A 24,051-nucleotide genomic window follows, 5' to 3' on the forward strand; every position below is an offset into this window, starting at 1 on the left:
CCACCTCCGTTCATACTTAATCCCATACCTTTAATCGCTCAACCATATCGGTCATTACATTCTTATCATGTTCACCCAGGTCGCTACTCTCCACCATTTCCCGAAACTTATCCAGCTCCCGGATGCGCGTCTCATGCTTGCTCAGGAGCCCCAACTTCTCTTCATAGGACTCGAGCACCTGCTCTGCACGCTTGATATGTTCATAGACGGCCTGACGACTAATCTCAAATTCACCTGCGATTTCTCCAAGGGAAAAATCATCATGGAAATAATATTTCAAAAAGGTCTGCTGTTTCTCTGTCAGCAGCTGCTCATAGAAATCGAACAGCAAATTGATCCGGTTCGTCTTCTCGAGCCGATTCTCCTGACTCATTTAAGGGCACCCCCCTCGTCAAGGAAAAACACTTTACAGTTCGCTTAACGAACCTTATCATACAAAAAACAAAGGAGGATGTCAAGCCATTTCCCTTGTCATCCTTCTTCATGTTTAGGAAGCCTTCATCCTGCCCGTTCAACCGATAGGAAGAAGGTAGATCAGTATCGCAAAAAAGTGGAGAATCGAACCCGCCAGCACAAACAAATGCCAGATGGCATGATGGTAAGGAAAACCCCGCCATACATAGAATATAGTGCCCAGCGTGTACAGCACGCCCCCAATGGCAAGCAAATTCATACCTTGCGGCGCTACAACCGCCGTTAACGGATTCCAGGCAATGACGATCAACCAGCCCATCGCAATGTAAAATACCGTGGAGAGGAACAGAAACTTCTTGACGAAGAATGCTTTAAATACGACACCAAACAGCGCAACGCCCCATACGATCCCGAAGAGACTCCAGCCCAGCGTTCCCCGGATGGCAACCAGCAGGAAAGGCGTATACGTCCCTGCGATAAACAAGTAAATGGAGGAGTGGTCCATAAACTCAAAGAAATCCTTAGCTTTCCCGTCTCTCAAGCCGTGTACGAGCGTTGAGCTCAAATACAGCAGGAGCATCGTCGATCCGTAGATCGTAAAGCTAACCACATGCCAGGCAGTGCCCTTCAAACTTGAAAAAACAATCAGGAGCACCAGTGCTGCAACGCTTAGTGCCGCTCCTATGCCATGTGTTATTGCATTCGCTATCTCTTCTCTGCGTGGATATGTGTAAGTATTGGCCATAACAGGTATCCTTTCGCTTGAAATCTTATACTTCATTATACGCGCTGCGGGCATGCAAAATCAAAACCGCCCCCTATATCAGCCGCCCTGCGATTGGAAGAATTGCTGGATGGCGCTGACGATTTGGCGGGACGCGGTCCCGTCGCCAAACGGTTTATGGGCTCTTGCCATGCTGTGGTACGCTTCCTTATCCGTCAGCAGCTGCTCTATTCCAGCCTGAACCGCTTCACACTTTGTACCAACACATTTTAGAGTACCGGCAGTGACTCCTTCCGGGCGCTCGGTTTTATCCCTCAGCACCAGAACCGGCTTCCCCAGGGACGGAGCTTCCTCCTGTATACCGCCGGAGTCGGTCAAGACCAGATAGGAACGCTGCATAATATGATGGAGATCAACGACATCGAGCGGTTCGGTCAAGTGGATTCGCTCGTATCCCTCAAGCTCTTGCGCGACCGCCTCCTGCAGCACAGGGTTCGGATGGACCGGATATATCACTTCAATGTCAGGGTGCTTCTGGATCACCCGCTTCACCGCCTCAAACACCCCTTTCATCGGTTCTCCCCAATTCTCCCGCCGATGCATCGTCATCAGTATGAGTCGGCTATCTTTCCGTAACTTGTTCTGTATCGGATGCTCAAAAGGAGCCTGGAGTGTCCACTTCTCGTATCGATTCCCGTGTTTCCCGTTACATACACATGAGCCGAACGATTCTCGGCTTTGAGATTTGCTGCGGACAGTGCCGTCGGGGCAAAGTGCATATCCGCCACTCTGCCGATCCACTCCGGTTCATCTCCTCTGGGAACGGTGCATATTTATCATACGTCCGCAGCCCTGCTTCCACATGTCCCACCGGAACCTTCGCATAATAAGCTGCCAAAGCACCAATAAATGCTGTCGTTGTATCCCCGTGGACCAGCACAAGATCATGTTTTCTCGCTTGGAATACCTTCTCCATCCCTTTTAGCAGGTCAGCGCTCAGACTGTATAAGGATTGCCCTTCCTTCATGACATTCAGATCCGTTTGCGTCTGGATTTCAAAAAAACGAAGCGCCTGATCCAGCATCGCCCGGTGCTGGGCGGTTACGCATACGATTGGAGTTAATCCCGGGGCTGACTCCAATTCCTTGACCAAAGGTGCCCTTTTGATCGCTTCCGGCCCGTTCCGAATATAACAAGAACATTTTTCTGATTCACGAACCTTCACTCCCCCTCGTTTTATATGAAAAGATAGATCTGAAACCTCATATCTTAAGCATTATATGGAAAATTGATAGATTCGTTCCGGTCATGAGTATGCTTGTAGAAATCAACCATTTTTTGGTCATTCGGCTCATCCGTCCAATTCTATGAAGCTAGCAATGCATATATTATCCGAGTACAAAGAAAGGAGGAAACCTCTTGGCTGTTATCATTTATCCGAGAACAATGAACTGGTCGTATATGAAACAGAGACCGCAGCAGCTAATGGCTCAATTGGGCGCGCTTGGTCATCAGGTTTTCTTCGAAAACCTGGCACCGCTGGATAAGGAGTTCAAAGAAATTGAACCAAATGTGTTCCTATTCACAGATACCAAAACATTTCTGCACAAAAAATTGCCTGCCCTTCGCAAAGAACATCCGATTGTCGTCTGGACGACCTGGTCTAAACTCCGTACGCGCATTTCTACACTTTTCAAACCCGACATCACAATTTACGACTGCTGTGATGAATTTCCGCATTGGGCAAAATATGAACCTAAAATGATTGATGAAGCGGACCATGTCGTATGTACCGCAGAGGTGATTCACACCCGGTTGTCCCTGGCATATCCAGATAAACCGCTTACCCTGATCCCGAATGGCGCTGACTCTTCATTTTTTCATATTCCATTCAGTGAAAGGCCCGCCGATCTCCCTCCGGGTCCTGTTGTGGCTTATATCGGCGCCTGGGCGTATTGGGTAGATCATGAGCTGTTTGCTAAAGCGGCCCTTCGTTTCTCGAACGTCCAATTCGTTTCCATTGGAGCTCCTTACGGCAGCTCCGGCGATTATTCGAAGCTTCCCAATGTGCATATACTCGGTGAAAAGCCGCACCAGGAGCTCAAACGTTATCTGACTCATATTGACATTGCTTTGATCCCCTTCCAATACCATCCGATTACGCTGGCAACCAATCCAATCAAGGCGTACGAGTATATGGCATCCGGTGTTCGCGTACTATCAACAGCTCTGCCGGAATGCATTGCCATGGAGCCGCATGTTACCACAGCGACAACCCATGATGATTTCTTGGGCAAGCTGTCCTCCATGCTGCATCACCCGGATACAGCAGAGCATAAGCTGGCACGCATTGCCTACGCCAGAGAGAATCGCTGGGTTGAACGCGGATTGAAAGCCGATCAAGTGATTCGGCAGGCCATCCTGGACAAAGGCATGAGCTCCCATTGAAACCCTATGCCAAACTATGTACGCAGCCATTCGGCTACAGAGCCACCGATACGTTTACCTATCGCGAACAAATTATTCAGGAAATCTCACAAATAGACCGTGAGTGGATTCTATGGGGCGGTAACTTGTCCTTTTCCAATAAGAGCGCACAGACTTCCATTCCGATGCCAACCCCAATTCCAGATCATATTGTCTGTATATGCATGAACGGTGCCCCGCTATATTGGAGAAAATCCTGGCTGCTTGCTGCTCTTACCTACTGGAATAACAGGCTTCCGGCTGCCAAATTTCTGCCTTACGATCTGCTGTCCGAAGACTCAAGCCTTACGATGCATCTGGACCCAACGCAAAATCCCCAGTATCAAAAGGATCTGGAGTATATTCTCCCTATTCTGTCCGCAACAAGGATGCGAGATAACACCACCAGCTCCAAAGGGTCTTTATCCCCTGAAATTCCTCAGCAGCCTGTCGTCTCCATTCTGATGAGCATTCACAATATGAAGAACACTTTAGGCTGGAGCATCCGTTCCGTGTTGGCACAATCAAGCGATAACTGGGAGCTGCTAATAGGTGATGACGGCTCTGAAGACGATAGTCTGGAGGAAGCCTGTGCTTATCTTGACAGCAGAATTCGGGTTCTGTCTCAATCGCGTAACCGCGGAAAGGCGATCATGATGAATCGGCTGCTTTTCGAAGCAAATGGTCAATATATTCTGGAATTGGATGGCGATGACTGGCTGGCTCCCGATGCGGCCGCACTCCTGTCCAAAGCGCTTGACAACAATCCGGACAGCAGGATGGCCACGGGCCGGTATGGATGCTGGGAACGCACCCGGCAGCTCGGTCCTCTATGGAGAAGAAACGTTGATTCGGGCAAGCTTTATTCGGCGTGGTCTTCTTCCTTAAATCGAACGAATCTACACGGCCACCCGCTCATCCCCCGTATGTATCGAAAGTCATCCCTAATCGACATTGGCGGCTGGTGGGATCGGGAGAATCGCTTCGGACGTATCTTCGAAGATATCGATGTCATTACCAGGCTTCTTAAGCACAGCTCACCGATTCAGGTCGATGCCGTATTGTATCATCGCGTCATTTATGGCAGCAGTACCAGCCAACGTAACCGCAGCCTCTTCGAAGCCTGGTGTCAGCAAGCACACAAGAGTTAGACAGCGCTTGAAAAGGAGGTGATACGTACATGCATATTGCCGCTTCCGGGTACTATGGAATGGGAAACTTCGGTGATGATTTATTTCTTCACACCCTTCGCCAAGTATTCCATGATCATCACGTCTATCCCTGGAACTCCCGATTGGATCCCCGTCAGACGGATGCCTTCATCATCGGTGGCGGAGATTTAATTACACCCTACTCGTTCAGTCCCTATTACTTCCCCCCTCAGCTCGTAGGACAGCCCACTTGGGTCTATGGCGTCGGCATTGTGGATGCCTACCCCGAACACACCTGGCCTGAAGAGCAGGTATCCGCCTATCGGGATATCATCTCCAAGGCCAACCGCGCGGTGTTCCGGGATGAACGATCGTCGGCCATCGCCAAGCGGGCAGGCTTCCACCGGAATGTCGAAACAGCCCCTGACATGGTATTCGGCTATCGTCAGCCCGATATCCCGGTGAAACGTTTCTCTAAACGTCCAACGATTGGCGTCGTTGTGTTTTCCTATGAATCATTTCCGATGGACAACATGACCAAACTGCTGGCACATCTTATCGCCAAAGGCTATCATGCCGTCCTTATCCCGGTCATTCATCATCCGGGCAACGCGTACTCCGATTACAACACATGTCTGCAATTGCAGCAAAAGGTAAAGGAGTCCACACCTGGCGCTTCCATTGAGACGCTGCCGTTTCTTATGGACATTGAGCTCACTTACCGTTTCATTCAATCTGTCGACTATTTGATATCTTTCAAGCTTCACCCGTCGCTATCCGCTTTACGTGGCGGCAAGCCTGTACTGGCACTTAGCACCATGAGCAAAGTGCAAAGCCTGCTGAGCTCTTTTCAACTCGGTCAGTACTTTACGGATTATCGTCAACCACTAGATGTTCTGATCGATAAAACCGAAACCTTCCTTAAATACGGCCCTGGTCATGTACAGCAGATTATGCCCATGATCCGCACGGCGGAGGAAGAAAGCACTGCTTCGCTTCTGGATTTAAAGAAGCATATCGAAGAGCACAACCGTTGGTAATACAGAAAGGAGAATGACTATGTGTTGCTTCCTGTTCTGCAGAAGACTTGCAAGGCGAGTCAAGATGTTAACACGGCAGGTCGAACTTCTAAGCCAGGAAACCAGTCAATTAACCGAACGGGTAGAATCATTGGAAAGTCAGGTCCTCACGGGTTTAACGATTAATCCGGAGCTGACTCAATTTTTCGAAGTCCGTACCGGCCAACAAGTCCGGGTCAGCACAACGTTTGTCACGTTGGAAGGGGTCGTTTTGGCTACTGCTGAAGATGGTGTTCAGCTCCGTGAGGCATCTGGTGACCTTGTGCTGATTCCATTCGCCAATATTACTTCCGTTCAGTAATTCCTTCGAATGATGCTGGATCCTCAGCTTCAAACTTTCATTACGGCAAGGAGGTTAACCGATATGCGCTACGTGGATTGGCTGCAGGGATTTATCGGCTCGGAAACCGAAGTAATGGTGCCTGGAGATGTGATCATTGGCACGCTGACCAAAGTGGGCGAAGGAACCATCACCTTAAAAGTACCGCCCATTATCTATGGTCCTCCTACAGATACGGCCATTATCCCGCTTCGTTCAATTGAATTCGTTCGGATCGTCTCTTCATAAGAAGCATGTGCCCGCAGATCGAGCCGAACATGAAGAAGGACCGAAAGTATATCTTTCGGTCCTTCTATATACATATTCGATTAGACCAGTGTCTAGTCTTGTTGTTCTACAGCATTCTCTTCTTCTTTAATCAAACCCGCGAAGAGGGCATGAACGAACTGCTCGGAGTCAAAGGTCTGGAGGTCGCCCATTTTCTCTCCCAAGCCTACCAGCTTCACCGGAATATTCAACTCTTGACGAATCGCGATCACGATGCCGCCCTTAGCCGTGCCATCCAGCTTGGTTAATACGAGGCCGGTCACGCCGCTCTTCTCCCCAAACAGCTTCGCTTGGCTCAGCGCATTCTGTCCTGTCGTCGCATCAAGGACCATCAGTACCTCATGCGGGGCACTCGGAATTTCACGCTGAATGACGCGGAAGATTTTATTCAACTCTTCCATCAGATTCGTTTTGTTCTGAAGGCGTCCCGCCGTATCACAGAGGAGAACATCAGCTTGCCGCTGCTTCGCTGCTTGAACCGCATCAAACATAACAGCTGCCGGGTCTGAGCCGGGCTGCTGTTTAATGACTTCAACGCCAACCCGTTCTCCCCATACTTCCAGCTGTTCAATCGCACCTGCACGGAACGTGTCGCCCGCTGCGAGCAAAACCTTCTTGCCCTCCTGCTTGTAACGATGCGCCAGCTTGCCAATCGTAGTTGTTTTACCGACTCCGTTAACGCCGACAAACAGAATGACCGTAATGCCATCCGGATTCTCCCGCAGCTCATTGCTGCTGTCATCACGAAGGAGTCCCATCAGCTTCTCTGACAATACCGGCTGCAGATCGGCAGCGTCCTCAATCCGCCGTTTCTTCACTTCGGCACGAAGATCGTCCATCAGATCCATCACGGTATTGACGCCGACGTCAGCGCCAATTAGAATTTCTTCCAATTCCTCGTAAAATTCTTCATCGATCTTTTTCCGGCGAATCACCAGGTCCGACACTTTCTCGATAAATCCCTTCCGGGTTTTCTCGAGTCCGTCGCGGAACTGTTTTGTTACGTTTTCCGTTTTGCTGGAAATGCTCTCTTTTAACTTCTTAAAAAAGCTCATACGTACCCTCCATGTCGTTATGTTAAATTAGGCAATCTCCGCTTCCTCATTCTCAAGCTTGACGGACACCAGCTTCGACACGCCGCCTTCTTCCATCGTGACGCCGTACAGCACATCCGCCTCTTCCATCGTTCCTTTGCGGTGGGTGACCACAATAAACTGCGTTTGTTCAGAGAACTCCCGCAAATACTGGGCAAATCGGACCACGTTCGCTTCATCCAGCGCCGCTTCGACCTCATCCAGTACGCAGAACGGAACCGGCTTCACCTGCAAAATGGCAAACAGCAGCGCCATAGCGGTTAATGCACGCTCTCCGCCGGAGAGCAGCTGCAGATTTTGCAGCTTCTTGCCAGGGGGCTGTGCGACGATATCGATCCCGGTCTCAAGCAATCGATCCGGATCGATCAGGACCAGGTCGGCTCGTCCACCTCCGAACAACTTCGTAAATACCGTGCCGAACTCGCGCCGGATCGCATCGAATGTCAGCTTGAAGCGCTTGGACATTTCATCGTCCATTTCCTTAATGACCTGGTACAGCGTTGTCTTCGCTTCAACCAGATCCGCCTTTTGCTCACTCAAGAACAGATATCTCTCATTGACACGCTGATACTCTTCAATGGCCCCAAGATTCACATCTCCGAGGGAAGTTATCGACCTCTTCAAATCACGCACTTCGTTCTGAGCGGCAGTGATGTCTTCCGGAATCGGATACCGCTGCTTGGCAAGCTCATAACTCAGCTCATAGTCCTCGCTTAATTTCTTCAATATATTCTCAAGCTCAACATCGAGCCGGTTTACCCCAATCTCGGTCTGGCGAAGCTGATCATCCACTGACCGCAGCTGCGTGCGCTGTTCCTTGGTTTCGCTCTCTTCCAGCTCCAGCTTCCGGCTTAGCGCGGTGCGTGCAGCCCGTTTGAATTCAAGCTGCTGCGTCGCCTCTTCCTTCTTCAGCTTGTACTGGTTCAGATCCTTGATCTGCTTCACGCTTTCGCTTTCGTTCTGATTCAGGTCGGCTTGAACGGAGGCCAGCATCGTGCGGTTCTGCTTCTGCTCCTTCTCATGGTTGTCGACATCCGACTGAAGGCGCTTGAGCTGTTCCTCCAGCGAGAAGGTTTCCTGATCCAGCTTTCCTTCGCGAACCTTGAGGTTCGTCAGCTGACTCTGAAGCTCTTCCTTCGCCGATTCATTTGCTTTCCGGGCAAACTCTGCAGCTTGGATGGCCAGATGGGTTGATTTCTCTTCTTCCTCCAGCTCGAACAACAGCTTCTGCGCGCGTTCACGGCTTGCCTGAATCTCTTTGGCTTCCTTCTCTTGACTGCTCTTCTCTTCGCCTGCCAGCTCGGCTTGTTCGAGGACGTGGCGCAGCTCATGCTCAAGCTGCTTGCGGTCCCCTGCAGCCTGCTGTTCCTCAATCCGCTTATCGTCTCCAGCTTTACGGAGCTCGTCCAGCTTATCCTGAGATTCAATCATTTGATTCCGGACGCCTTCAATGCCCTGCTGCAGCTTCTCCAGCTGCTTCTCGGTTTCCGAAATTTCCTGATCGAGCTGATCCAATTGACGCTTGCGTCCCAGCAGACTGTTCGTTTTCTTGTGCTGACTACCGCCTGTCATGGATCCGCCTGCATTGACCACGTCTCCCTCGAGCGTGACTACACGGAAGCGATAGGAGAATCTTGCAGCAATCTTGTTCGCTTGCTCCAAGGTCTCGGCGATCACGACATTGCCGAGAAGACTGCCGACGATGTTGCTGTATCTGGAATCATACTTCACCAGCTCGGAGCCAAAGCCTACAAACCCGGCTTCCCCTTCCGCCAAATGCCGGTCGGATGCGGATACGTTCCGCGGACGAATGACGTCCAGAGGCAGAAAGGTCGCCCGACCTAACTGGCGCTGCTTCAGGAAGGCAATCGCCTGCCTGGATACGGATTCGTTCTCCATGACGATATGCTGAACCGATGCGCCAAGGGCGGTCTCCATCGCAAGCTCAAGCTTTTCCGGTACACGAATAAGCTCGGCCACAGCACCATGGACGCCATGGAGCACGGATTTGCGGGATGCCTTCAGCACTTCCTTAACACCTAGCATAAATCCGTCAAAATCGTCCTGAAGCTCTTTCATGGTATCGCGGCGGGAAATTTGTGCTTCTCGCTTCTGCTCCCATTTCCGAAGGGCTCCCTGCGTCTCTTCCTGCAATTTCTGCAGGGATTGATATCGCTCGCTCTCGCTGATATAACCGCTGCGAAGGTCGGCAATCTCTTTACCGAAGCGTTCAATGCTTCGATCGATACTCTCTTTGCGGCGGAGCAAATCCTCTTTCAGGGCTTCCCACTTACCTGACTCTTCTTGTGCTCGATTCATCCGCCGGTCCAGCGCCTCCTGCTGCTGGTCCGCATACCGGATTTCATTCCGCGCTTGAGCCATTTGGTTCATAAGCTCCAGCAAATTCCCCTTCAAGCTCTCTTCCTGCTGCTGACTGATTCCGCCGGTTACGCCCACCAGCTTCGCTTCTTCAGCTGACAGCTGATCCCGCACCTGGGTTAATTCCTGCTGGAGCTCTTGCAGCTTGCTCTTCATGCTCGCAAGCTCGCTTACGCGCTCTCCCAAACGATGATCGCCTGATTGCAAACTTTCTTCCAACTGCTCGCGCGTACGCTCCAGGTTACGGCGGCGCTCCTTAAGCACCTCGCCATAGCCTTCGCTCTTCTCAAACAGCTCGCTGAATTGGAGCAGCTGGCTCTGCAGATCCTCAACTTCCTGCTCCAGTTGGCGCAGTGCCGATCTGTCACTCTCCAGCTTGGCATCATGCGCGGATACAACGGTGGACAGAGCAAGCTGCTCTTCCTTCAGTTGCTCCAGCTTGGCATTGGCCTCGCTCCATGAGGTATGTATCTGTTCGATCTGATACACATACAGAGAGATTTCCTTGTGCTTCAGCTCTTCCCGAAGTTCCTTGTAGCGAATAGCCTTCTCGGACTGCTCTTTCAGCGGTCCGATCTGATCCTCAAGCTCTGTAACCAAGTCGTGGATACGAAGCAGGTTTTGCTCCGTTTCATCCAGCTTGCGCACAGACTCTTTTTTACGAGATTTATATTTAACGATCCCGGATGCTTCCTCAAAAATCCCCCGGCGATCTTCTGAACGTGTACTCAAAATTTCCTCAATGCGACCTTGTCCAATAATGGAATAGGCTTCTTTACCGATTCCGGTGTCCATGAACAGCTCCGTAATATCCTTGAGTCGGCACGATTGCCGATTAATGAAATACTCGCTGTCCCCGCTGCGGTGCACCCGTCTGGTTACGGTTACCTCGTTAAAATCCAGCGGCAGCACATGGTCCTCGTTGTCCAGCGTAAGGGAGACCTCTCCATAATTAACCGCTTTGCGCGCATCACTCCCGGCAAAGATAATATCCTCCATCTTGCCGCCGCGAAGCGATTTGGCGCTTTGCTCGCCGAGCACCCAGCGGATCCCATCGGAAATGTTGCTCTTACCGCTGCCATTCGGACCTACAACGGCTGTAATTCCCCGGACAAATTCCATCTCCGTCTTGTCGGCAAACGATTTAAATCCTGCTAACTCGATCCGTTTCAAAAACATATTCGACCTATCACCTCTCCTGCTATTGTACCACAAGTAGAATCGGCTTCACCGCCGTCTTTGGACGAGGTCCATCAACGTTATAAGCAGCTGTCCCTTATAAAGACAGACAACGAAAAGAGCAAAAAACAGTCATCCTATCCGGGTCCGGTTATCCGCTTGACTGCTCTTTGCTCTTTGTTTGTCATCACATCAGCGAAGCTTTAGGCATCCGCACGTTTCAGCTGCTTTAGGGCTACTGCCGCTGCCTGCTGCTCGGCTTCTTTCTTGGATCTGCCGCTTCCACGTCCAAGACATTCGCTTCCCATGTAAACCTCCGAGACAAACTCCCGCTCATGTGCCGGTCCTCGCTCTTCTACGATACGATATTCCAGTGCGCCCATGCCGTGATGCTGGGTCAGTTCCTGAAGCTCGGTCTTATAATCGCTCATCTGCGGACGACCGTTGACGGTCACCGTGGGAAAGACATGGTCGCTTAAAAACCGGCGAACCGCTTCCAATCCCTGATCCAGATAAAGCGCCCCCACAAATGACTCAAATACGTCTGCCAGAAGAGCCGGGCGGGTTCGACCGCCCGTCATTTCCTCTCCTTTGCCTAGCAGAACGTAACGTCCAAAATCCAGACCTACAGCGAATTGAACCAAGGAAGGCTCGCATACGATAGCGGCCCGCAGCTTGGTTAACTCACCTTCCGGACGGTCCGGAAATAGGTTGTATAAGAATTCGCTCACCGTCAGCTCCAGAACAGCATCCCCGAGAAATTCAAGACGCTCGTTGTCCTGGCTCTGACTGAAGCGATGTTCGTTTACATAAGATGCGTGGGTAAAGGCCTGCTTCAGCAGCATTGCATTGCGAAACTGGATTTGAAGTTTATGCTGTAACTGCTTCAGATCTCCACTCAACACACTGTCCCCTTACTCGGCGTATTTTTTCAGGATAATCGTAGCATTATGCCCGCCAAATCCAAACGAATTGGACATGACGATATCCAAATCGGCTTTACGCGGGTGATTCGGTACATAGTCAAGATCACACTCCGGATCTTGATCCTCCAGGTTAATCGTTGGTGCAATGATTTGGTTCTTCAAGCTCAGTCCGCAGATAACGGCCTCAACGCCGCCAGCAGCCCCAAGCAGGTGACCTGTCATCGACTTGGTCGAGCTAACGGCCACTTTATAGGCATGGTCACCGAGAGCCATCTTAACGGCCTTCGTTTCCGAGCGGTCACCCACCGGCGTTGAAGTCCCGTGAGCATTAATGTAATCCACTTCCTCCGGCGCAATGCCTGCGTCACGGATCGCCATCTTCATGCAGCGGGCTGCTCCATCCGGATCCGGCTCGGTAATATGATGGGCATCGGCACTAAGGCCATAGCCAACCACCTCGGCATAAATGTTGGCACCGCGTTTCAACGCATGCTCCAGGGATTCGATCACAAGTACGCCAGCGCCTTCACCCATTACAAAACCGTCGCGGCCGGTATCGAATGGCCGGCTGGCTTTCTCCGGCTCGTCATTGCGGGTTGACATTGCACGCATAGCGCAGAAACCAGCCATCCCTGTTGGACGAATGGTTGCCTCCGCCCCGCCGCAGATCATGACATCCGCATCACCACGCTGAATCAGACGATATGAATCGCCGATCGAATGTGTTCCGGTAGCACAAGCCGTAACCTGTGTGGTGTTCGGACCTTTGGCTCCCAGATTGATCGACATCTGGCCTGAGGCCATGTTTGCGATCATCATCGGAATAAAGAATGGGCTTACACGTTTCGGGCCCTTCTCGAGCAGGATATTATGCTGATCCTCCCAAGTTCCCAAACCGCCGATACCCGATCCGATCGATACGCCAACACGCTCTGCATCGGCATTCACTCCAATTTCAAGACCACTGTCCTCAAGCGCCTTCGAACCGGCTGCAACCGCAAGCTGTACAAATCGGTCCATCCTGCGGGCTTCTTTGCGATCCATGTAATCCTCCGGATTAAAATCCTTCATGGATGCTGCGATCTGCGTTGTGTAATCACTCACATCAAATGCTTCGATGCGGGATACGCCAGACTTGCCTTCCATCAAACTGTTCCAGAATGTATCCAGGTCTTGACCAATCGAGGTCATGACTCCCATTCCTGTTACAACGACTCTATGTTTCAAACAGACTCACCTCTATGTGGACTGCCCGTCCATCTATGAGGCCGCACACGCAGACTCATGATAACGAAGGCAGTAATAATCTATCACTTGTTCGTGCTAAAGCTTGGATTGAATGTGGAGAAGTCCCGTCTTGCTAAAGAACGGGACTTAACTGTAATGACTTAGGTATGAGATTGTATGTAATTTACAACTTCACCTACGGTCGTAATTTTCTCCGCATCTTCATCAGAGATCTCCATATCAAACTCATCTTCCAACTCCATCACCAATTCAACTACATCGAGAGAATCAGCTCCAAGGTCGTCTTTGAAAGATGCTTCTAATGTTACGTCGGCTTCGTCAACACCCAGGCGGTCGATAACGATGCGTTTCACGCGTTCCAATACATCGGACATCCGGCTCACCTCCTCTTGGTAATTATACGAGATATGACTTCAAATTGCCATAGAAGGCATTTGAAAACGATTTAATGCCCGGCGGCCAGCGCCGGAACAGTAGCGGCGTCTACATATACATGCCGCCATCCACATGCAGCACTTGTCCAGTCATATAGGATGCACTGGAAGATGCTAGAAAAGCAACCACGCCGGCAATCTCCTCCGGCTGACCCAGTCGGGCGAGCGGAATTCCGCCAAGCAGGCCTTCCCGCATATCCTCAGGAAGTTCCCGGGTCATATCGGTATCGATAAAACCAGGAGCCACAGCATTCACCGTAATCCCACGGGAAGCCAATTCCCGCGCGGCTGATTTGGTCAGACCGATGACTCCGGCTTTGGCCGCAACATAGTTGGCTTGCCCCGGGTTACCAAGCGCTCCGACAACGGAGGATATATTGATAATGCGTCCATAACGTTGTTTCATCATGGGACGCGTCACCGCCTTAAGACAATTGAATACCCCTTTAAGATTCGTTTCGATCACCTGATCGAACTCCTCTTCCTTCATCCGCATGATTAGATTATCTCTAGTAATCCCTGCATTATTCACCAGGATATCAATTCGACCAAAAGTCTCCATCACCTGCTTTACCATGGCATCGACTTCTTCAGTCCGTCCAACGTTGGATTTAACCGCGATGGCCGATACGCCCTTTGCGCGAATCGCCTCCACAACCTCGGTTGCGGCCGCTTCGCTGCCTGCATAATTGACAGCAACGTTAGCGCCCAGATCAGCAAGTCCAAGAGCAATGCTCCGGCCAATGCCGCGGGAAGCACCCGTAACAAGCGCAGTCTGTCCTTTTAGAGCTTCACTCATACCTATTCCTCCTTTCCAGAGTGATCTGGTTTTATCCATCGTTATTTATACTACGGTCTCCAAACTGCTGACGCTGTCCAGACTATTTACATTAATGACTTTGACGGATTTGTCAATCTTCTTGATCAAACCGCTGAGTACACTGCCAGGACCAATCTCGACGAAGGTATCCACGCCTTGAGCGATCATCCATTCCACGCTGTCATGCCACAACACGGGGGAGTATACCTGTTCCACCAGCAAACCGCGGATGGCAGCGGCATCTTCCACCGAACGCGCCGTCACATTGGCAACTACCGGCACGGAAGGGGTATTAAACGCAGCCTGCTCCAGTTTACCAGCCAGCCGATCAGCCGCCTCCTTCATCAAGGTCGAATGGAAGGGTCCGCTAACCTCCAGGGGGATAGCCCGCTTGCCGCCAGCTTCCTTCACTCTTTCTGCAGCAGATGCGACGCCTTGAGCTGAACCCGAGATGACGATTTGCCCCGGGCAGTTCATGTTCGCAAGTTCTACAACATGTCCCTCTGCCGTAATGCGCTTGCACAGCTCGGACAAAGCCTCACGATCTGCGCCAAGCACGGCTGCCATTGCGCCTTGACTTCCGGGAACGGCTGCCTCCATGTATTCTCCGCGGGCTCTAACGATCGACACAGCTTCTTCGAACGAAAGCACGCCTGCACATACAAGTGCACTGTATTCGCCGAGGGAATGGCCCGCAACGTAATCCGGTTCGATCCCCTTTCCGCGAATGGCTTCCAGGTAAGCCATGCTGGTTGCGAGTAGAGCTGGCTGAGTGTTTACCGTTTGTTTCAAATCTTCATCAGGACCATTAAAAATAATGGAGCTGAGCGGAAATCCAAGCTGATCATCCGCGGCTAGAAAAAGATCCCTTGCGGCAGGAACCGCATCATAGGCATCCTTACCCATTCCGACGGACTGAGCGCCTTGACCAGGAAATATAAATGCTGTTTTACCCAAAATCGTGTGCCCCCTTCTCTTATTTCACTAGGCCTAAAAGCTGTTATGTTTACCAGATAAGTACGGAGGAACCCCATGTTAATCCGCCACCAAACCCAACCATCAACACCTTGTCTCCTTCTTTCAGGCGGCCGGACTCCTGTGCTTCGACAAGAGCTAGCGGCACGGAAGCGGCTGAGGTATTGGCGTATTTATCAACATTGATCATGACCTTCTCTTCCGGAAGCTCCAATCGCTCCATGGCAGATTTAATAATCCGGATGTTGGCTTGATGAGGAATGAATAAGTCGATATCCTTTTTGTCGATGCCAGCTTTGGATAATACAGCTTCCGTGGCAGAACCCATTACCCGCACCGCAAATTTGAACACTTCGCGGCCGTTCATATAAATAAAGTGTTTATTCGTGTTAATTGTTTCAGCTGAAGCAGGCAATCTCGAACCGCCTGCCTCAATGTACAGATGCGCTCCACCTGCACCTTCCGCACCAAGATCAAAGGCTTGGAACCCGCGGCCTTCCGGCACTTCGCCGACAATCGCCGCTCCGGCACCGTCGCCGAACAGAACGCAGGTATTACGGTCGGTATAGTCCGTAATGCGGGACAAGCAGTCCACCCCGATCACCAAAGCATTGTTGTACATGCCCGTCTTCACGAAATTTGTAGCTGTAGCCAGGCCGTATACAAATCCCGAGCAAGCAGCCGACAGGTCAAATGCCGCCGCCTTTTTGGCTCCAAGCCGATCCTGAAGCAAACATGCGGTCGATGGAAAGAACATATCCGGCGTAATGGTCGCCACAATAATCAAGTCCAGATCCTCGGCGTTCATTCCGGCTGATTTCAACGCGTTCACAGCAGCGTGGTAAGCCAAATCCGACGTCGCTTCATGCGGAGCGGCAATATGCCGTTCCCGGATTCCCGTCATGGAGACAATCCATTCATCGCTTGTATCTACCATTTTCTCTAAATCACGATTTGACAATATTTTTTCAGGTACGTATTTGCCTGTGCCAATAATACCGACTGGACGCAAATTGTTCATTTCCTCACTCACTTCCCGCTGATTTCATTCGAAATACTCTCTACCAATCGGTTCTGCAGCGCCGTCCGCGCTTGGCGAACCCCATTCTTGATGGCGTTCGCATCCGATGAACCATGGCTCTTAACGACCAGACCGCCCAGACCAAGCAGAGGCGCTCCACCATGCTCCTTATAATCAAGCGTCGATTTCAGGCTGCGAAGCTCTGGCATCATCAAGGCGGCAGCCATCTTGGTCTTAAAAGACTTGCTGAACTGCTCCTTCAACAGCGAAAAGAGTGCGTCAGCTGTTCCTTCAATCGATTTCAACAAAATATTGCCCGAGAACCCGTCACATACGAGTACATCACAAACACCGTTCATGACATCGCGGGACTCAACATTGCCAACAAAATGAATGGGCAGCTCCTCCAGCAACGGATAAGCATGCTTCGTCAGTTCATTACCCTTGCCCGGCTCGGTACCGACATTTAACAGCCCGACCCGAGGTTTGGTGATTCCATGCACCTTCTCGCGATACAGGCTGCCCATTAATGCGTACTGCTGCAGATGCTCAGGCTTCGAATCCATATTCGCTCCAAGATCCAAGGCGAGCATCCCCTTGCCATCGAGAGTAGGAATCATTGGCGCAAGCGCAGGCCGCTCAATCCCCTTCATCCTGCCCACGACGAGTAGTCCGGTCGTCATGAGGGCCCCCGTATTGCCTGCCGAGATCATGGCATCGGCTTCACCTTCGCGAATCATGCGCCCAGCCACAACCATTGAAGCATCCTTCTTCCGGCGGACAGCCTTTACCGGCTCATCCTCCGCTTCTATGACTTCACTTGCATGAACCACCTTCAGATTGGACGGTTTGTCCTTCAACAGTGCTCCAATCTGCGCTTCATCCCCTACGAGAATGATCTCAGTATCGCTCCATTCCTGTGCAGCAATGAGCGCGCCTTCGACGTTACTCTGGGGAGCGTTGTCGCCGCCCATCGCATCAATCGCAATTCTCATGCCAAACTTCCTCCTTTACTTATGTCATTCTCCTGCAGATCGGTAGATTACGAAATTCCCCTGAAACACCATTTCATCAGCGACATAAGTAAACACTTCCACCTTGGCCTTTCCCTTCTGGCCAGCAATGGACCTAACGTAGGCTTTGGCAATGCATTTCTCGCCGAGACGCACCTGTCTCAAAAACCGTATATCCGCTGAAGACGTCAACGCGATTTCTTCATTGATTACGGCAATGGCAAGTGAATTGGCTTGAGCGAACACGTAATGACCGCGGGCAATTCGCGTTTTGCTGAATACATGTTCCTCACGGATTTCAAATATCGATATTCCGCTCTTGTCCAACTGCAAGTCAACGACATCCCCGATCACCTCTTCGAGTGACAAGGAACGAACCTGGTCATAAGAATGCTCCGCCATCTGCTTCATTCGCTCACGAAGCTCCGGGATGCCAAGTTCCATACGGTCAAGGCGTATCGTCTGAATGCTCACTTTAAGCTGGCGAGTCAACTCGCGGTCTGTAACAAAGGGATTCTCGTCGATCAGCTGAATCAGCCGCTGGTGACGGTCTTTCTTGGATAAACGATCGATGACGAAACAACTCCTTCTGCCGCTATGAAAGCCGCCATTCTTCAAACATACATATATGTAAATTAGTCGCAAATATTAGAACCTGGTACTAATGTTAAGTATAAATCATGTCACGTTAAAAAGAAAGGGGGACTTCAGACAAAAAAAATAGCACCTCACCAAAGATGAAGTACTACTTATTTAAAAATTATTGTTTGATGATCTCTCTTGCCTTATACGTTCCGCATACTTTACATACGCGATGAGCAAGTTTCAATTCTCCGCATTGCTCGCATTTCACCATGCCTGGCACAGCCAGCTTAAAATGAGTACGACGCTTGTCACGACGTGTTTTGGACGTTCTACGTTGAGGTACTGCCATGTTCCCACCTCCTTATCAATTCAACCCGCTGAACACGGGTGCCAAATCCATCATCATTTAAAGAAGTCCTTCAGTCCGGCTAGCCTAGGATCGATCACTTCCGTATCGCAGTTGCACGTGCTTTCATTCAGGTCCTTGCCGCAATTCGGGCAGAGTCCCTTGCAGTCGGCTTTGCACACCGGAGCTAGCGGCAGGTGGAGCAAAAATGCTTCTTCTACATAGGGAGTGAGATCCACACTCTCACCTTGCACGTATGTAGTGTCATCATTCTCATCCTGAATCGATTCAGGATCTACCACCGGCTGGAATACTTCATGAAAAGGGATGTGCACATGTTCGCTGATCGGCTTCAGACAGCGGGAGCAATTCATCTCCAGCTCGCCTTGCAACCTTCCATGAACATCCACCGTACCCGAAATCGATGAGGCTGCTGTCAAATCCACGTCTAATGGCTGAACAGCAATAATGTCCTTCCGATCCTTAACGGCATTGCTTACATCCACGGTTTGATGGAACTGTAACGGTTGATCGCTGGTTGTCAATTTACGAAATTGAATTAGCATATCCATCACTCCAAACAAACAAAGATTATTATACCGATTCCCAAAGACTTTTGTCAACAGGATAACCCTAAAGAACCATGATTGTTTCCCGATATTTCTCACGCTACAACGAGATTATCACCCATATATGGCGATGAGCTTATTGTTGCAGGAACGTCCTGTAATTATGTTATATTCTTATCAAGGAGTTGAAACTAATGAAGACGGTTGGCATTGTCGTTGAATATAATCCCTTACATAACGGTCATGTTCTGCATTATCGTAAATCCAAAGAAGTAACAGGGGCGGATGCCGTTGTTGCAGTGATGAGCGGTCCTTTTCTCCAACGCGGCGAACCTGCTATTGCAGGCAAACGCGCACGCGCCGAAATGGCCCTTGCCATGGGAGTAGATCTGTGCATCGAGCTGCCGGTAACCTATGCCGTGCAGCCTGCAGAATGGTTTGCATATGGTGCGATAGCTATTCTGGAAGCTACCGGGGTGGTGGACTGTCTTTCCTTCGGATCGGAGAGCGGTACACTGGAGCAGCTTCTACCGCTGTCCCGTTCGCTTGCCAGCGAATCCGGCGAGCTCCAATCCGAAATTGAAAGGCATCTCCGGGAAGGCATGAACTTCCCGTCCGCTTACGGTGCTGCCGCTGCAGCCCTATTCGGCGAGTCCGGACCAGCAATTGCCCATTTGCAAGAGCTGCTCACGCAGCCGAACAATTCCTTGGGCCTGCACTATCTGATTGCCCTCCACCGCCTGGGCAGCCGCATTACACCCTACACCATTCCAAGAGAAAACGCGCACTACCACGATCCCTTGCCGGGAGACTCGTCCATTGCCAGTGCAACCGCCATCCGTAACATCATTCTTTCACAGGGCTTGGAAGCAGCCAGACCCTACATCCCCGAATTCACGCACAACATCATGGAGCGGGAAGTGGAAAGCGGACTAGCTCCCGTCCACTGGGAACAGTTTCGTCAGCCGCTGTTTCAATCCCTACTCACGCATACACCCGCGCAGCTTGAAGGCTTCCTTGAAGTTACCGAAGGCTTGGAATATCGTGTTCAGCGCATGCTTGCGCAGTTGAAGCAGCCTACGGTTGGGTCTCTCCTCGAAGCGTTGAAGACCAAACGCTATACCCGCACCAAACTTCAGCGTATGCTCCTGCACATCATGCTCAATCATGACAAGGCATCCATGAATCGCGAGGAGCTGGCCAAAGGTCCGGGATATATCAGGGTCCTTGGCTTCAGCGACACAGGGCGTTCCTTGCTGAAACGAATGAAGCAAAGCGCCTCGCTACCTGTTATCCAGAAGCCGACAACGCTGGAGCATCCTCAGCTGGAGAGGGACCTGATGGCAGCCGCCGTATACGCCAACGGACACCCTAAGCCGGATATCCGCCATTACTACAGCGATTACCTGCTGCCGCCACTCACCCCTTAGGCGGCAGCTGCTCCAGATAATCTACTGCATCCTGCAGATCGTCAACCGGGACCAACTTCATATCCGTTTTGATTCGGTCCGCCCGCTTCTTGGCTTCATCGTAATTTTTTTGCGGCACAAAAAAGATATCGGCTTCCTTCCGGTCAGCTGCCACGATCTTATGTTTCACGCCGCCAATGGGACCTACGGCGCCTGATTTGTCAATGGTACCCGTTCCCGCTACCCGATAACCTCTGCTTAAATCACCTTCGGTGAGCTGGTTATAAATTTCAAGGGTAAAAATCAGTCCGGCTGAAGGTCCACCGATATTGGTATCCGCAAAATGAATGGTGTGATCGGGATTCGCCGGCTCTACGCTTTGCATCGTTGCAATCATGACGCCAAGACCCGGACGCTCCGCCCCGGTCTTCTCATCCTTAATGCTAACAAGCTGAACCTGTTCTTTAACGGTTTTCCCCTTGCGTTCAAGCTCCACGGACACCACTTCCCCGATCGTTTTCTCGCTTAACAGGCTGGCAATTTTCTCATTATCCTCTGCCGGCTGCCCATCAATCTTGATCAATTTATCGCCAGGCCGGAAATGCTCGGCATTAGCAGATTTTTCGGAGATCGACATCACGAATACATAAGCAGGCTCGATACTGTAGTCAATACCAGCTTCTTGATAAGCGGCTTCCATTGCAGCGGACTGGGAAGAATTCATGTAATACACTTGTGTGGCTGCATACTCGTCCTTACTCTGATCTCCCATTTTCTCGGCCTTTTTCACAACCTCCGAATTGGGATTAAACGCAGACATCATTAACAAAACCATATTGGCATAGCTTGCCGACACGGTTGTCATCATAAATGTGCCCTCTTCCGCCGGATCGCTCTTCTCGACATTGATCATGGGGCGAACCTCCTCGGCGCTCCCCGGCTGGTATACAAGATAAGGGGTCGGCATATAAACGACAACGTACAGCATGACCCCAACCATTAATAAATACAGCGCAATTTTTAAGCCATTCGGTTTTACAGACTTCTTCATGTAGTTTCCTTCCCTCCGCCTTATATATCCAGCCTTCCACCAAGTTTGGTCTGACGGTTGTCTCCTTTGCATAAAGTTGTACTAGCCATGTTTACGCTGAAAGGAGATTCCTTATGAATAAAGACAACGCCGTCAAGTCATCAAACGGGCTGTGGAACACCATCCTGCTGGGTGCTGCCGCTTTCCTGCTTGTACTGGCTGTCGTCAGCGCGCCCGAACCTGCCTTCCAAGCCACCCTGCAAGCACTTAAGCTATGGTGGAATATCGTATTTCCCGCTTTGCTGCCGTTTCTCGTACTGGTGGAAATACTCATCGCCTATGGCTGGGCCCATGGAGTTGGCGTACTGCTGGACCCTTTGATGAAAAAAATATTCAAACTTCCCGGTGCTGGCGGCTGGGTTCTTATAACAGGAATGACAGCCGGGTTCCCGGCAGGAGCGCAGGCCGCCTCCGGAATGTATAGACAAGGCGAGCTTCGTGTCGATGAGGCCGGAAGGCTCGCCGCTTTATCCCACTTCTGCAATCCAATGACCATTCTCGTTGTCATCGGAACTGGTCTGCTTCATCAACCGGAAGCTGGTTATCTGCTGCTGATCGTTCATTGGATTTCCGGACTGCTGGCCGCTTGGATATTCGGCCTTTTCCATAAACCGGCTTCTTCAGAAGGAACACGGCAGTTTACAGCATCGTTAAATAAAGTCCGATCAAGCAAATTTGCCCAACGTCCCCTCTTAAAAAGGGCAGCGACTGAGGCTCTGGAGGCCCATCAGCGGGATGGACGGAGCTTTGGCAAGTTACTGGGCGACTCCGTTACCCGTTCGGTTCAAACCTTAATGATGACAGGCGGCTTTATCTTGTTCTTCGCCGTCCTGACAAGAGTATTGACCGGTCACCTGCTGCCGCAGCTTCCGCCCTATCTTGTATCTGGACTATTGGAGGCCCATCTGGCAGCCCAATCCATCAGCTCATCGGCATTCCAAGCAGGCATATTGCAGCTGGCTGTACTGTCCGCCGCACTGGCATGGAGCGGAATCAGCGCTCAGCTGCAAAGCCTGTCGCTGATGCAGGAGACCGGTCTCTCTTGGCGTTACTTTATGGTGAAGCGAGCCTTGCATTCGGTGCTCGCCTTTGCGATTACACTGGCCTTGTGGAAACCGTTCAGCGCCCTATCAGCAGGCATCGTACCAGCCTTCCGAACGGAACCGCTGGATCACGCCAACGCGGATCAGCACTTCAACTTTTGGAGCGGATTGCCTTCATTCATGCAGGTTCAAGGCGTAATCTGCTTATTATTGATAGCGGCGTTCTGGCTGTGTTCCCGTCTTATTGACCGTTATCGCCGCTAAATTTACGGCGCATCGCGGCATGGACCTCGGGGCTGACCAGATCCGTTGTATCTCCATTAAAATGCGCGATTTCCTTAACAAGACTTGAGCTCAGGAACGAATATTTCGGGTGTGTCATCATAAAGATCGTCTCCGCATCCGGATTCAACTTATGATTGGTGGATGCTAATTGAAGTTCATATTCAAAGTCGGTCACCGTGCGGATCCCCCGTACAATGACCTGGGCATTCTTCTGGCGGATATAATTCGCCAGAAGGTCACGGAAGCTGTCGATTTCCACATTCGGAAGATGTGCTGTTTCCTGTCTCAAGAGGTCCTTGCGCTCTTCAATCGTGAACAGCGGGTTCTTGCTTAGATTATTCAACACGGCCACAATCAGCAGATCAAACTGCTTGGAAGCGCGTGTGATAATATCCATATGTCCCATGGTGACCGGATCAAAACTTCCCGGGTATACGGCAACACGGTATGTACTAGTATTCTCATTTCTCATCCTGTAATTCCTCCTCATCAAGCTCTGACGCTTGATCTTGCGCTGTGTCGTAACGGTATATCGATATGGCGGCTTCTCCGTACTTCGCAGTCCGGAAACAACAAAAGTCACCAAATTTCTCAGGATAATTGTAGCTTGATTCGTATTCCAATACCACCACAGCTGAATCTTGCAGCAAACCTCGCTCTGCCATGTCCAGCATCAGCTCATCACCATTCTTAAACCTGTATGGCGGGTCCAAAAAGACCAGATCGAAGCTGTAGCCGCGCTTTTCTAGCGCTTTAAGCGCTCGTGCCGCATCATTGCGGTACACCTCGGCGCCTTCTTCAAGCCTGGTTGCCTTCAAATTATCCTTGATCGTACTGATGCTCTTCGGCTCCACATCAATAAAAACAGCACGTTCCATCCCCCGGCTTAATGCCTCAATGCCAAGGCCTCCTGTGCCTGCGAACAGGTCAAGCAGGACGCCCCCCTCAAAGTAAGGACCGATCATACTGAATATGGATTCTTTCACTTTATCCGTCGTCGGACGGGTGCTTGTACCAGGCACACTTTTGAGCGGCCGGCCCTTTGCACTTCCGGATACTACTCTCACTGCTTCATTCACCCGTTTCATTATCTATAAATTCATTGCCAAGACAACGCCATTGACAGTAATTATCGTAACACAATCATCCCATATATGAAAAACGAAACATAACGTCTCTCCATTTTTTTTCAAA

The 24,051-nt window shown here is 50.8% G+C and carries 24 protein-coding genes and 1 pseudogene; 7 read left to right on the forward strand and 18 right to left on the reverse strand.

Annotated elements, in window-relative coordinates; all coding sequences use genetic code 11:
• Nucleotides 1-16: 16 nt before the first annotated feature.
• From MHH48_RS23325 to wecB, 3 genes and pseudogenes are all read right to left on the reverse strand, one after another.
• Nucleotides 17-373, reverse strand: a complete 357-nt coding sequence (locus tag MHH48_RS23325) for a putative DNA-binding protein (RefSeq protein ID WP_076325018.1) — start codon at nucleotides 371-373, stop codon at nucleotides 17-19.
• A 138-nt stretch (nucleotides 374-511) separates the two neighbouring features.
• Nucleotides 512-1,159 (reverse strand): hemolysin III family protein, encoded by a 648-nt coding sequence (locus MHH48_RS23330; protein ID WP_076325253.1) that lies wholly within the window; start codon nucleotides 1,157-1,159, stop codon nucleotides 512-514.
• Between the two features lie 78 nt (nucleotides 1,160-1,237).
• A pseudogene (wecB, locus tag MHH48_RS23335) lies at nucleotides 1,238-2,327 on the reverse strand (UDP-N-acetylglucosamine 2-epimerase (non-hydrolyzing)).
• Between the two features lie 230 nt (nucleotides 2,328-2,557).
• Here wecB and MHH48_RS23340 point away from each other — a divergent pair.
• From MHH48_RS23340 to MHH48_RS23360, 5 genes are all read left to right on the forward strand, one after another.
• Nucleotides 2,558-3,586, forward strand: a complete 1,029-nt coding sequence (locus MHH48_RS23340; protein WP_076325019.1) for a glycosyltransferase — start codon at nucleotides 2,558-2,560, stop codon at nucleotides 3,584-3,586.
• On the forward strand, nucleotides 3,583-4,755 hold the full coding sequence (locus MHH48_RS23345) for a glycosyltransferase (RefSeq protein ID WP_076325020.1): 1,173 nt from the start codon (nucleotides 3,583-3,585) through the stop codon (nucleotides 4,753-4,755). The genes MHH48_RS23340 and MHH48_RS23345 overlap by 4 nt, the downstream gene beginning before the upstream one ends.
• A gap of 29 nt (nucleotides 4,756-4,784) precedes the next feature.
• The gene (locus MHH48_RS23350; RefSeq protein WP_076325021.1) at nucleotides 4,785-5,795 is read left to right on the forward strand and encodes a polysaccharide pyruvyl transferase family protein; all 1,011 of its coding nucleotides are present in this window, start codon (nucleotides 4,785-4,787) and stop codon (nucleotides 5,793-5,795) included.
• 64 nt (nucleotides 5,796-5,859) lie between these two features.
• Entirely contained in the window at nucleotides 5,860-6,135 is a 276-nt protein-coding gene (locus tag MHH48_RS23355; protein WP_256720743.1) for a hypothetical protein, read from the forward strand.
• 63 nt (nucleotides 6,136-6,198) lie between these two features.
• Nucleotides 6,199-6,402, forward strand: coding sequence for a hypothetical protein (locus MHH48_RS23360; protein WP_076325023.1), 204 nt, complete (start codon nucleotides 6,199-6,201; stop codon nucleotides 6,400-6,402).
• A gap of 92 nt (nucleotides 6,403-6,494) precedes the next feature.
• Here the strand turns inward: MHH48_RS23360 and ftsY are convergent, their stop codons facing one another.
• From ftsY to MHH48_RS23420, 12 genes are all read right to left on the reverse strand, one after another.
• Entirely contained in the window at nucleotides 6,495-7,496 is a 1,002-nt protein-coding gene (gene ftsY / locus MHH48_RS23365; protein WP_076325024.1) for a signal recognition particle-docking protein FtsY, read from the reverse strand.
• A gap of 27 nt (nucleotides 7,497-7,523) precedes the next feature.
• Nucleotides 7,524-11,093 (reverse strand): chromosome segregation protein SMC, encoded by a 3,570-nt coding sequence (gene smc, locus MHH48_RS23370; protein WP_076325025.1) that lies wholly within the window; start codon nucleotides 11,091-11,093, stop codon nucleotides 7,524-7,526.
• Between the two features lie 203 nt (nucleotides 11,094-11,296).
• Entirely contained in the window at nucleotides 11,297-11,995 is a 699-nt protein-coding gene (gene rnc / locus MHH48_RS23375) for a ribonuclease III (protein ID WP_071220044.1), read from the reverse strand.
• A gap of 12 nt (nucleotides 11,996-12,007) precedes the next feature.
• Nucleotides 12,008-13,246 carry a beta-ketoacyl-ACP synthase II gene (gene fabF / locus MHH48_RS23380; protein ID WP_076325026.1) on the reverse strand — a complete coding sequence of 413 codons (1,239 nt, stop codon included), beginning with the start codon at nucleotides 13,244-13,246 and terminating at the stop codon, nucleotides 12,008-12,010.
• Nucleotides 13,247-13,407: 161 nt separating this feature from the next.
• On the reverse strand, nucleotides 13,408-13,641 hold the full coding sequence (gene acpP, locus MHH48_RS23385) for an acyl carrier protein (protein WP_006211375.1): 234 nt from the start codon (nucleotides 13,639-13,641) through the stop codon (nucleotides 13,408-13,410).
• Between the two features lie 109 nt (nucleotides 13,642-13,750).
• Nucleotides 13,751-14,500: a 3-oxoacyl-[acyl-carrier-protein] reductase gene (fabG, locus tag MHH48_RS23390; RefSeq protein WP_076325027.1), complete on the reverse strand. Its 750-nt coding sequence runs from the start codon at nucleotides 14,498-14,500 to the stop codon at nucleotides 13,751-13,753.
• A gap of 45 nt (nucleotides 14,501-14,545) precedes the next feature.
• Nucleotides 14,546-15,478, reverse strand: coding sequence for an ACP S-malonyltransferase (gene fabD / locus MHH48_RS23395; protein ID WP_076325028.1), 933 nt, complete (start codon nucleotides 15,476-15,478; stop codon nucleotides 14,546-14,548).
• 49 nt (nucleotides 15,479-15,527) lie between these two features.
• Complete coding sequence (locus tag MHH48_RS23400) at nucleotides 15,528-16,517, reverse strand: beta-ketoacyl-ACP synthase III (RefSeq protein ID WP_076325029.1); 990 nt, start codon at nucleotides 16,515-16,517, stop codon at nucleotides 15,528-15,530.
• 8 nt (nucleotides 16,518-16,525) lie between these two features.
• Nucleotides 16,526-17,512, reverse strand: coding sequence for a phosphate acyltransferase PlsX (gene plsX, locus MHH48_RS23405; protein ID WP_076325030.1), 987 nt, complete (start codon nucleotides 17,510-17,512; stop codon nucleotides 16,526-16,528).
• 24 nt (nucleotides 17,513-17,536) lie between these two features.
• A complete protein-coding gene (fapR, locus tag MHH48_RS23410; protein ID WP_179090709.1) occupies nucleotides 17,537-18,148 on the reverse strand; it encodes a transcription factor FapR in 612 nt (203 codons plus the stop codon).
• A 142-nt stretch (nucleotides 18,149-18,290) separates the two neighbouring features.
• A complete protein-coding gene (gene rpmF, locus MHH48_RS23415) occupies nucleotides 18,291-18,464 on the reverse strand; it encodes a 50S ribosomal protein L32 (RefSeq protein ID WP_006211382.1) in 174 nt (57 codons plus the stop codon).
• 53 nt (nucleotides 18,465-18,517) lie between these two features.
• Nucleotides 18,518-19,027, reverse strand: a complete 510-nt coding sequence (locus MHH48_RS23420; RefSeq protein ID WP_076325031.1) for a DUF177 domain-containing protein — start codon at nucleotides 19,025-19,027, stop codon at nucleotides 18,518-18,520.
• Nucleotides 19,028-19,224: 197 nt separating this feature from the next.
• On the opposite strand from MHH48_RS23420, the gene MHH48_RS23425 reads away from it, so the two are divergent.
• The gene (locus MHH48_RS23425; RefSeq protein WP_076325032.1) at nucleotides 19,225-20,460 is read left to right on the forward strand and encodes a nucleotidyltransferase; all 1,236 of its coding nucleotides are present in this window, start codon (nucleotides 19,225-19,227) and stop codon (nucleotides 20,458-20,460) included.
• Here the strand turns inward: MHH48_RS23425 and MHH48_RS23430 are convergent.
• Nucleotides 20,450-21,490 (reverse strand): SepM family pheromone-processing serine protease, encoded by a 1,041-nt coding sequence (locus tag MHH48_RS23430; RefSeq protein ID WP_076325033.1) that lies wholly within the window; start codon nucleotides 21,488-21,490, stop codon nucleotides 20,450-20,452. The genes MHH48_RS23425 and MHH48_RS23430 overlap by 11 nt on opposite strands.
• A gap of 113 nt (nucleotides 21,491-21,603) precedes the next feature.
• On the opposite strand from MHH48_RS23430, the gene MHH48_RS23435 reads away from it, so the two are divergent.
• Nucleotides 21,604-22,836, forward strand: coding sequence for a nucleoside recognition domain-containing protein (locus tag MHH48_RS23435; RefSeq protein WP_076325034.1), 1,233 nt, complete (start codon nucleotides 21,604-21,606; stop codon nucleotides 22,834-22,836).
• Here the strand turns inward: MHH48_RS23435 and coaD are convergent.
• Both coaD and rsmD read right to left on the reverse strand, forming a co-directional pair.
• Nucleotides 22,814-23,329 carry a pantetheine-phosphate adenylyltransferase gene (gene coaD, locus MHH48_RS23440; RefSeq protein ID WP_076325035.1) on the reverse strand — a complete coding sequence of 172 codons (516 nt, stop codon included), beginning with the start codon at nucleotides 23,327-23,329 and terminating at the stop codon, nucleotides 22,814-22,816. The two genes, MHH48_RS23435 and coaD, sit on opposite strands and share 23 nt — an antisense overlap.
• Nucleotides 23,319-23,924: a 16S rRNA (guanine(966)-N(2))-methyltransferase RsmD gene (rsmD, locus tag MHH48_RS23445; RefSeq protein ID WP_076325254.1), complete on the reverse strand. Its 606-nt coding sequence runs from the start codon at nucleotides 23,922-23,924 to the stop codon at nucleotides 23,319-23,321. The genes coaD and rsmD overlap by 11 nt, the downstream gene beginning before the upstream one ends.
• Nucleotides 23,925-24,051 lie beyond the last annotated feature (127 nt).

The organism is Paenibacillus sp. FSL F4-0100, assembly GCF_037993005.1.
In the GTDB taxonomy this organism is placed as follows: Bacteria; Bacillota; Bacilli; order Paenibacillales; family Paenibacillaceae; genus Paenibacillus_AQ.

Coding starts and splice junctions, on each gene's coding strand:
- MHH48_RS23325 (WP_076325018.1), bottom strand. CDS start 373: ATGAGTCAGGAGAATCGGCTCGAGAAGACGAACCGGATCAATTTGCTG.
- MHH48_RS23330 (WP_076325253.1), bottom strand. CDS start 1,159: ATGGCCAATACTTACACATATCCACGCAGAGAAGAGATAGCGAATGCA.
- MHH48_RS23350 (WP_076325021.1), top strand. CDS start 4,785: ATGCATATTGCCGCTTCCGGGTACTATGGAATGGGAAACTTCGGTGAT.
- MHH48_RS23355 (WP_256720743.1), top strand. CDS start 5,860: ATGTTAACACGGCAGGTCGAACTTCTAAGCCAGGAAACCAGTCAATTA.
- MHH48_RS23360 (WP_076325023.1), top strand. CDS start 6,199: ATGCGCTACGTGGATTGGCTGCAGGGATTTATCGGCTCGGAAACCGAA.
- ftsY (WP_076325024.1), bottom strand. CDS start 7,496: ATGAGCTTTTTTAAGAAGTTAAAAGAGAGCATTTCCAGCAAAACGGAA.
- smc (WP_076325025.1), bottom strand. CDS start 11,093: ATGTTTTTGAAACGGATCGAGTTAGCAGGATTTAAATCGTTTGCCGAC.
- acpP (WP_006211375.1), bottom strand. CDS start 13,641: ATGTCCGATGTATTGGAACGCGTGAAACGCATCGTTATCGACCGCCTG.
- fabG (WP_076325027.1), bottom strand. CDS start 14,500: ATGAGTGAAGCTCTAAAAGGACAGACTGCGCTTGTTACGGGTGCTTCC.
- MHH48_RS23400 (WP_076325029.1), bottom strand. CDS start 16,517: ATGAACAATTTGCGTCCAGTCGGTATTATTGGCACAGGCAAATACGTA.
- plsX (WP_076325030.1), bottom strand. CDS start 17,512: ATGAGAATTGCGATTGATGCGATGGGCGGCGACAACGCTCCCCAGAGT.
- rpmF (WP_006211382.1), bottom strand. CDS start 18,464: ATGGCAGTACCTCAACGTAGAACGTCCAAAACACGTCGTGACAAGCGT.
- MHH48_RS23420 (WP_076325031.1), bottom strand. CDS start 19,027: ATGCTAATTCAATTTCGTAAATTGACAACCAGCGATCAACCGTTACAG.
- MHH48_RS23425 (WP_076325032.1), top strand. CDS start 19,225: ATGAAGACGGTTGGCATTGTCGTTGAATATAATCCCTTACATAACGGT.
- MHH48_RS23430 (WP_076325033.1), bottom strand. CDS start 21,490: ATGAAGAAGTCTGTAAAACCGAATGGCTTAAAAATTGCGCTGTATTTA.
- MHH48_RS23435 (WP_076325034.1), top strand. CDS start 21,604: ATGAATAAAGACAACGCCGTCAAGTCATCAAACGGGCTGTGGAACACC.
- coaD (WP_076325035.1), bottom strand. CDS start 23,329: ATGAGAAATGAGAATACTAGTACATACCGTGTTGCCGTATACCCGGGA.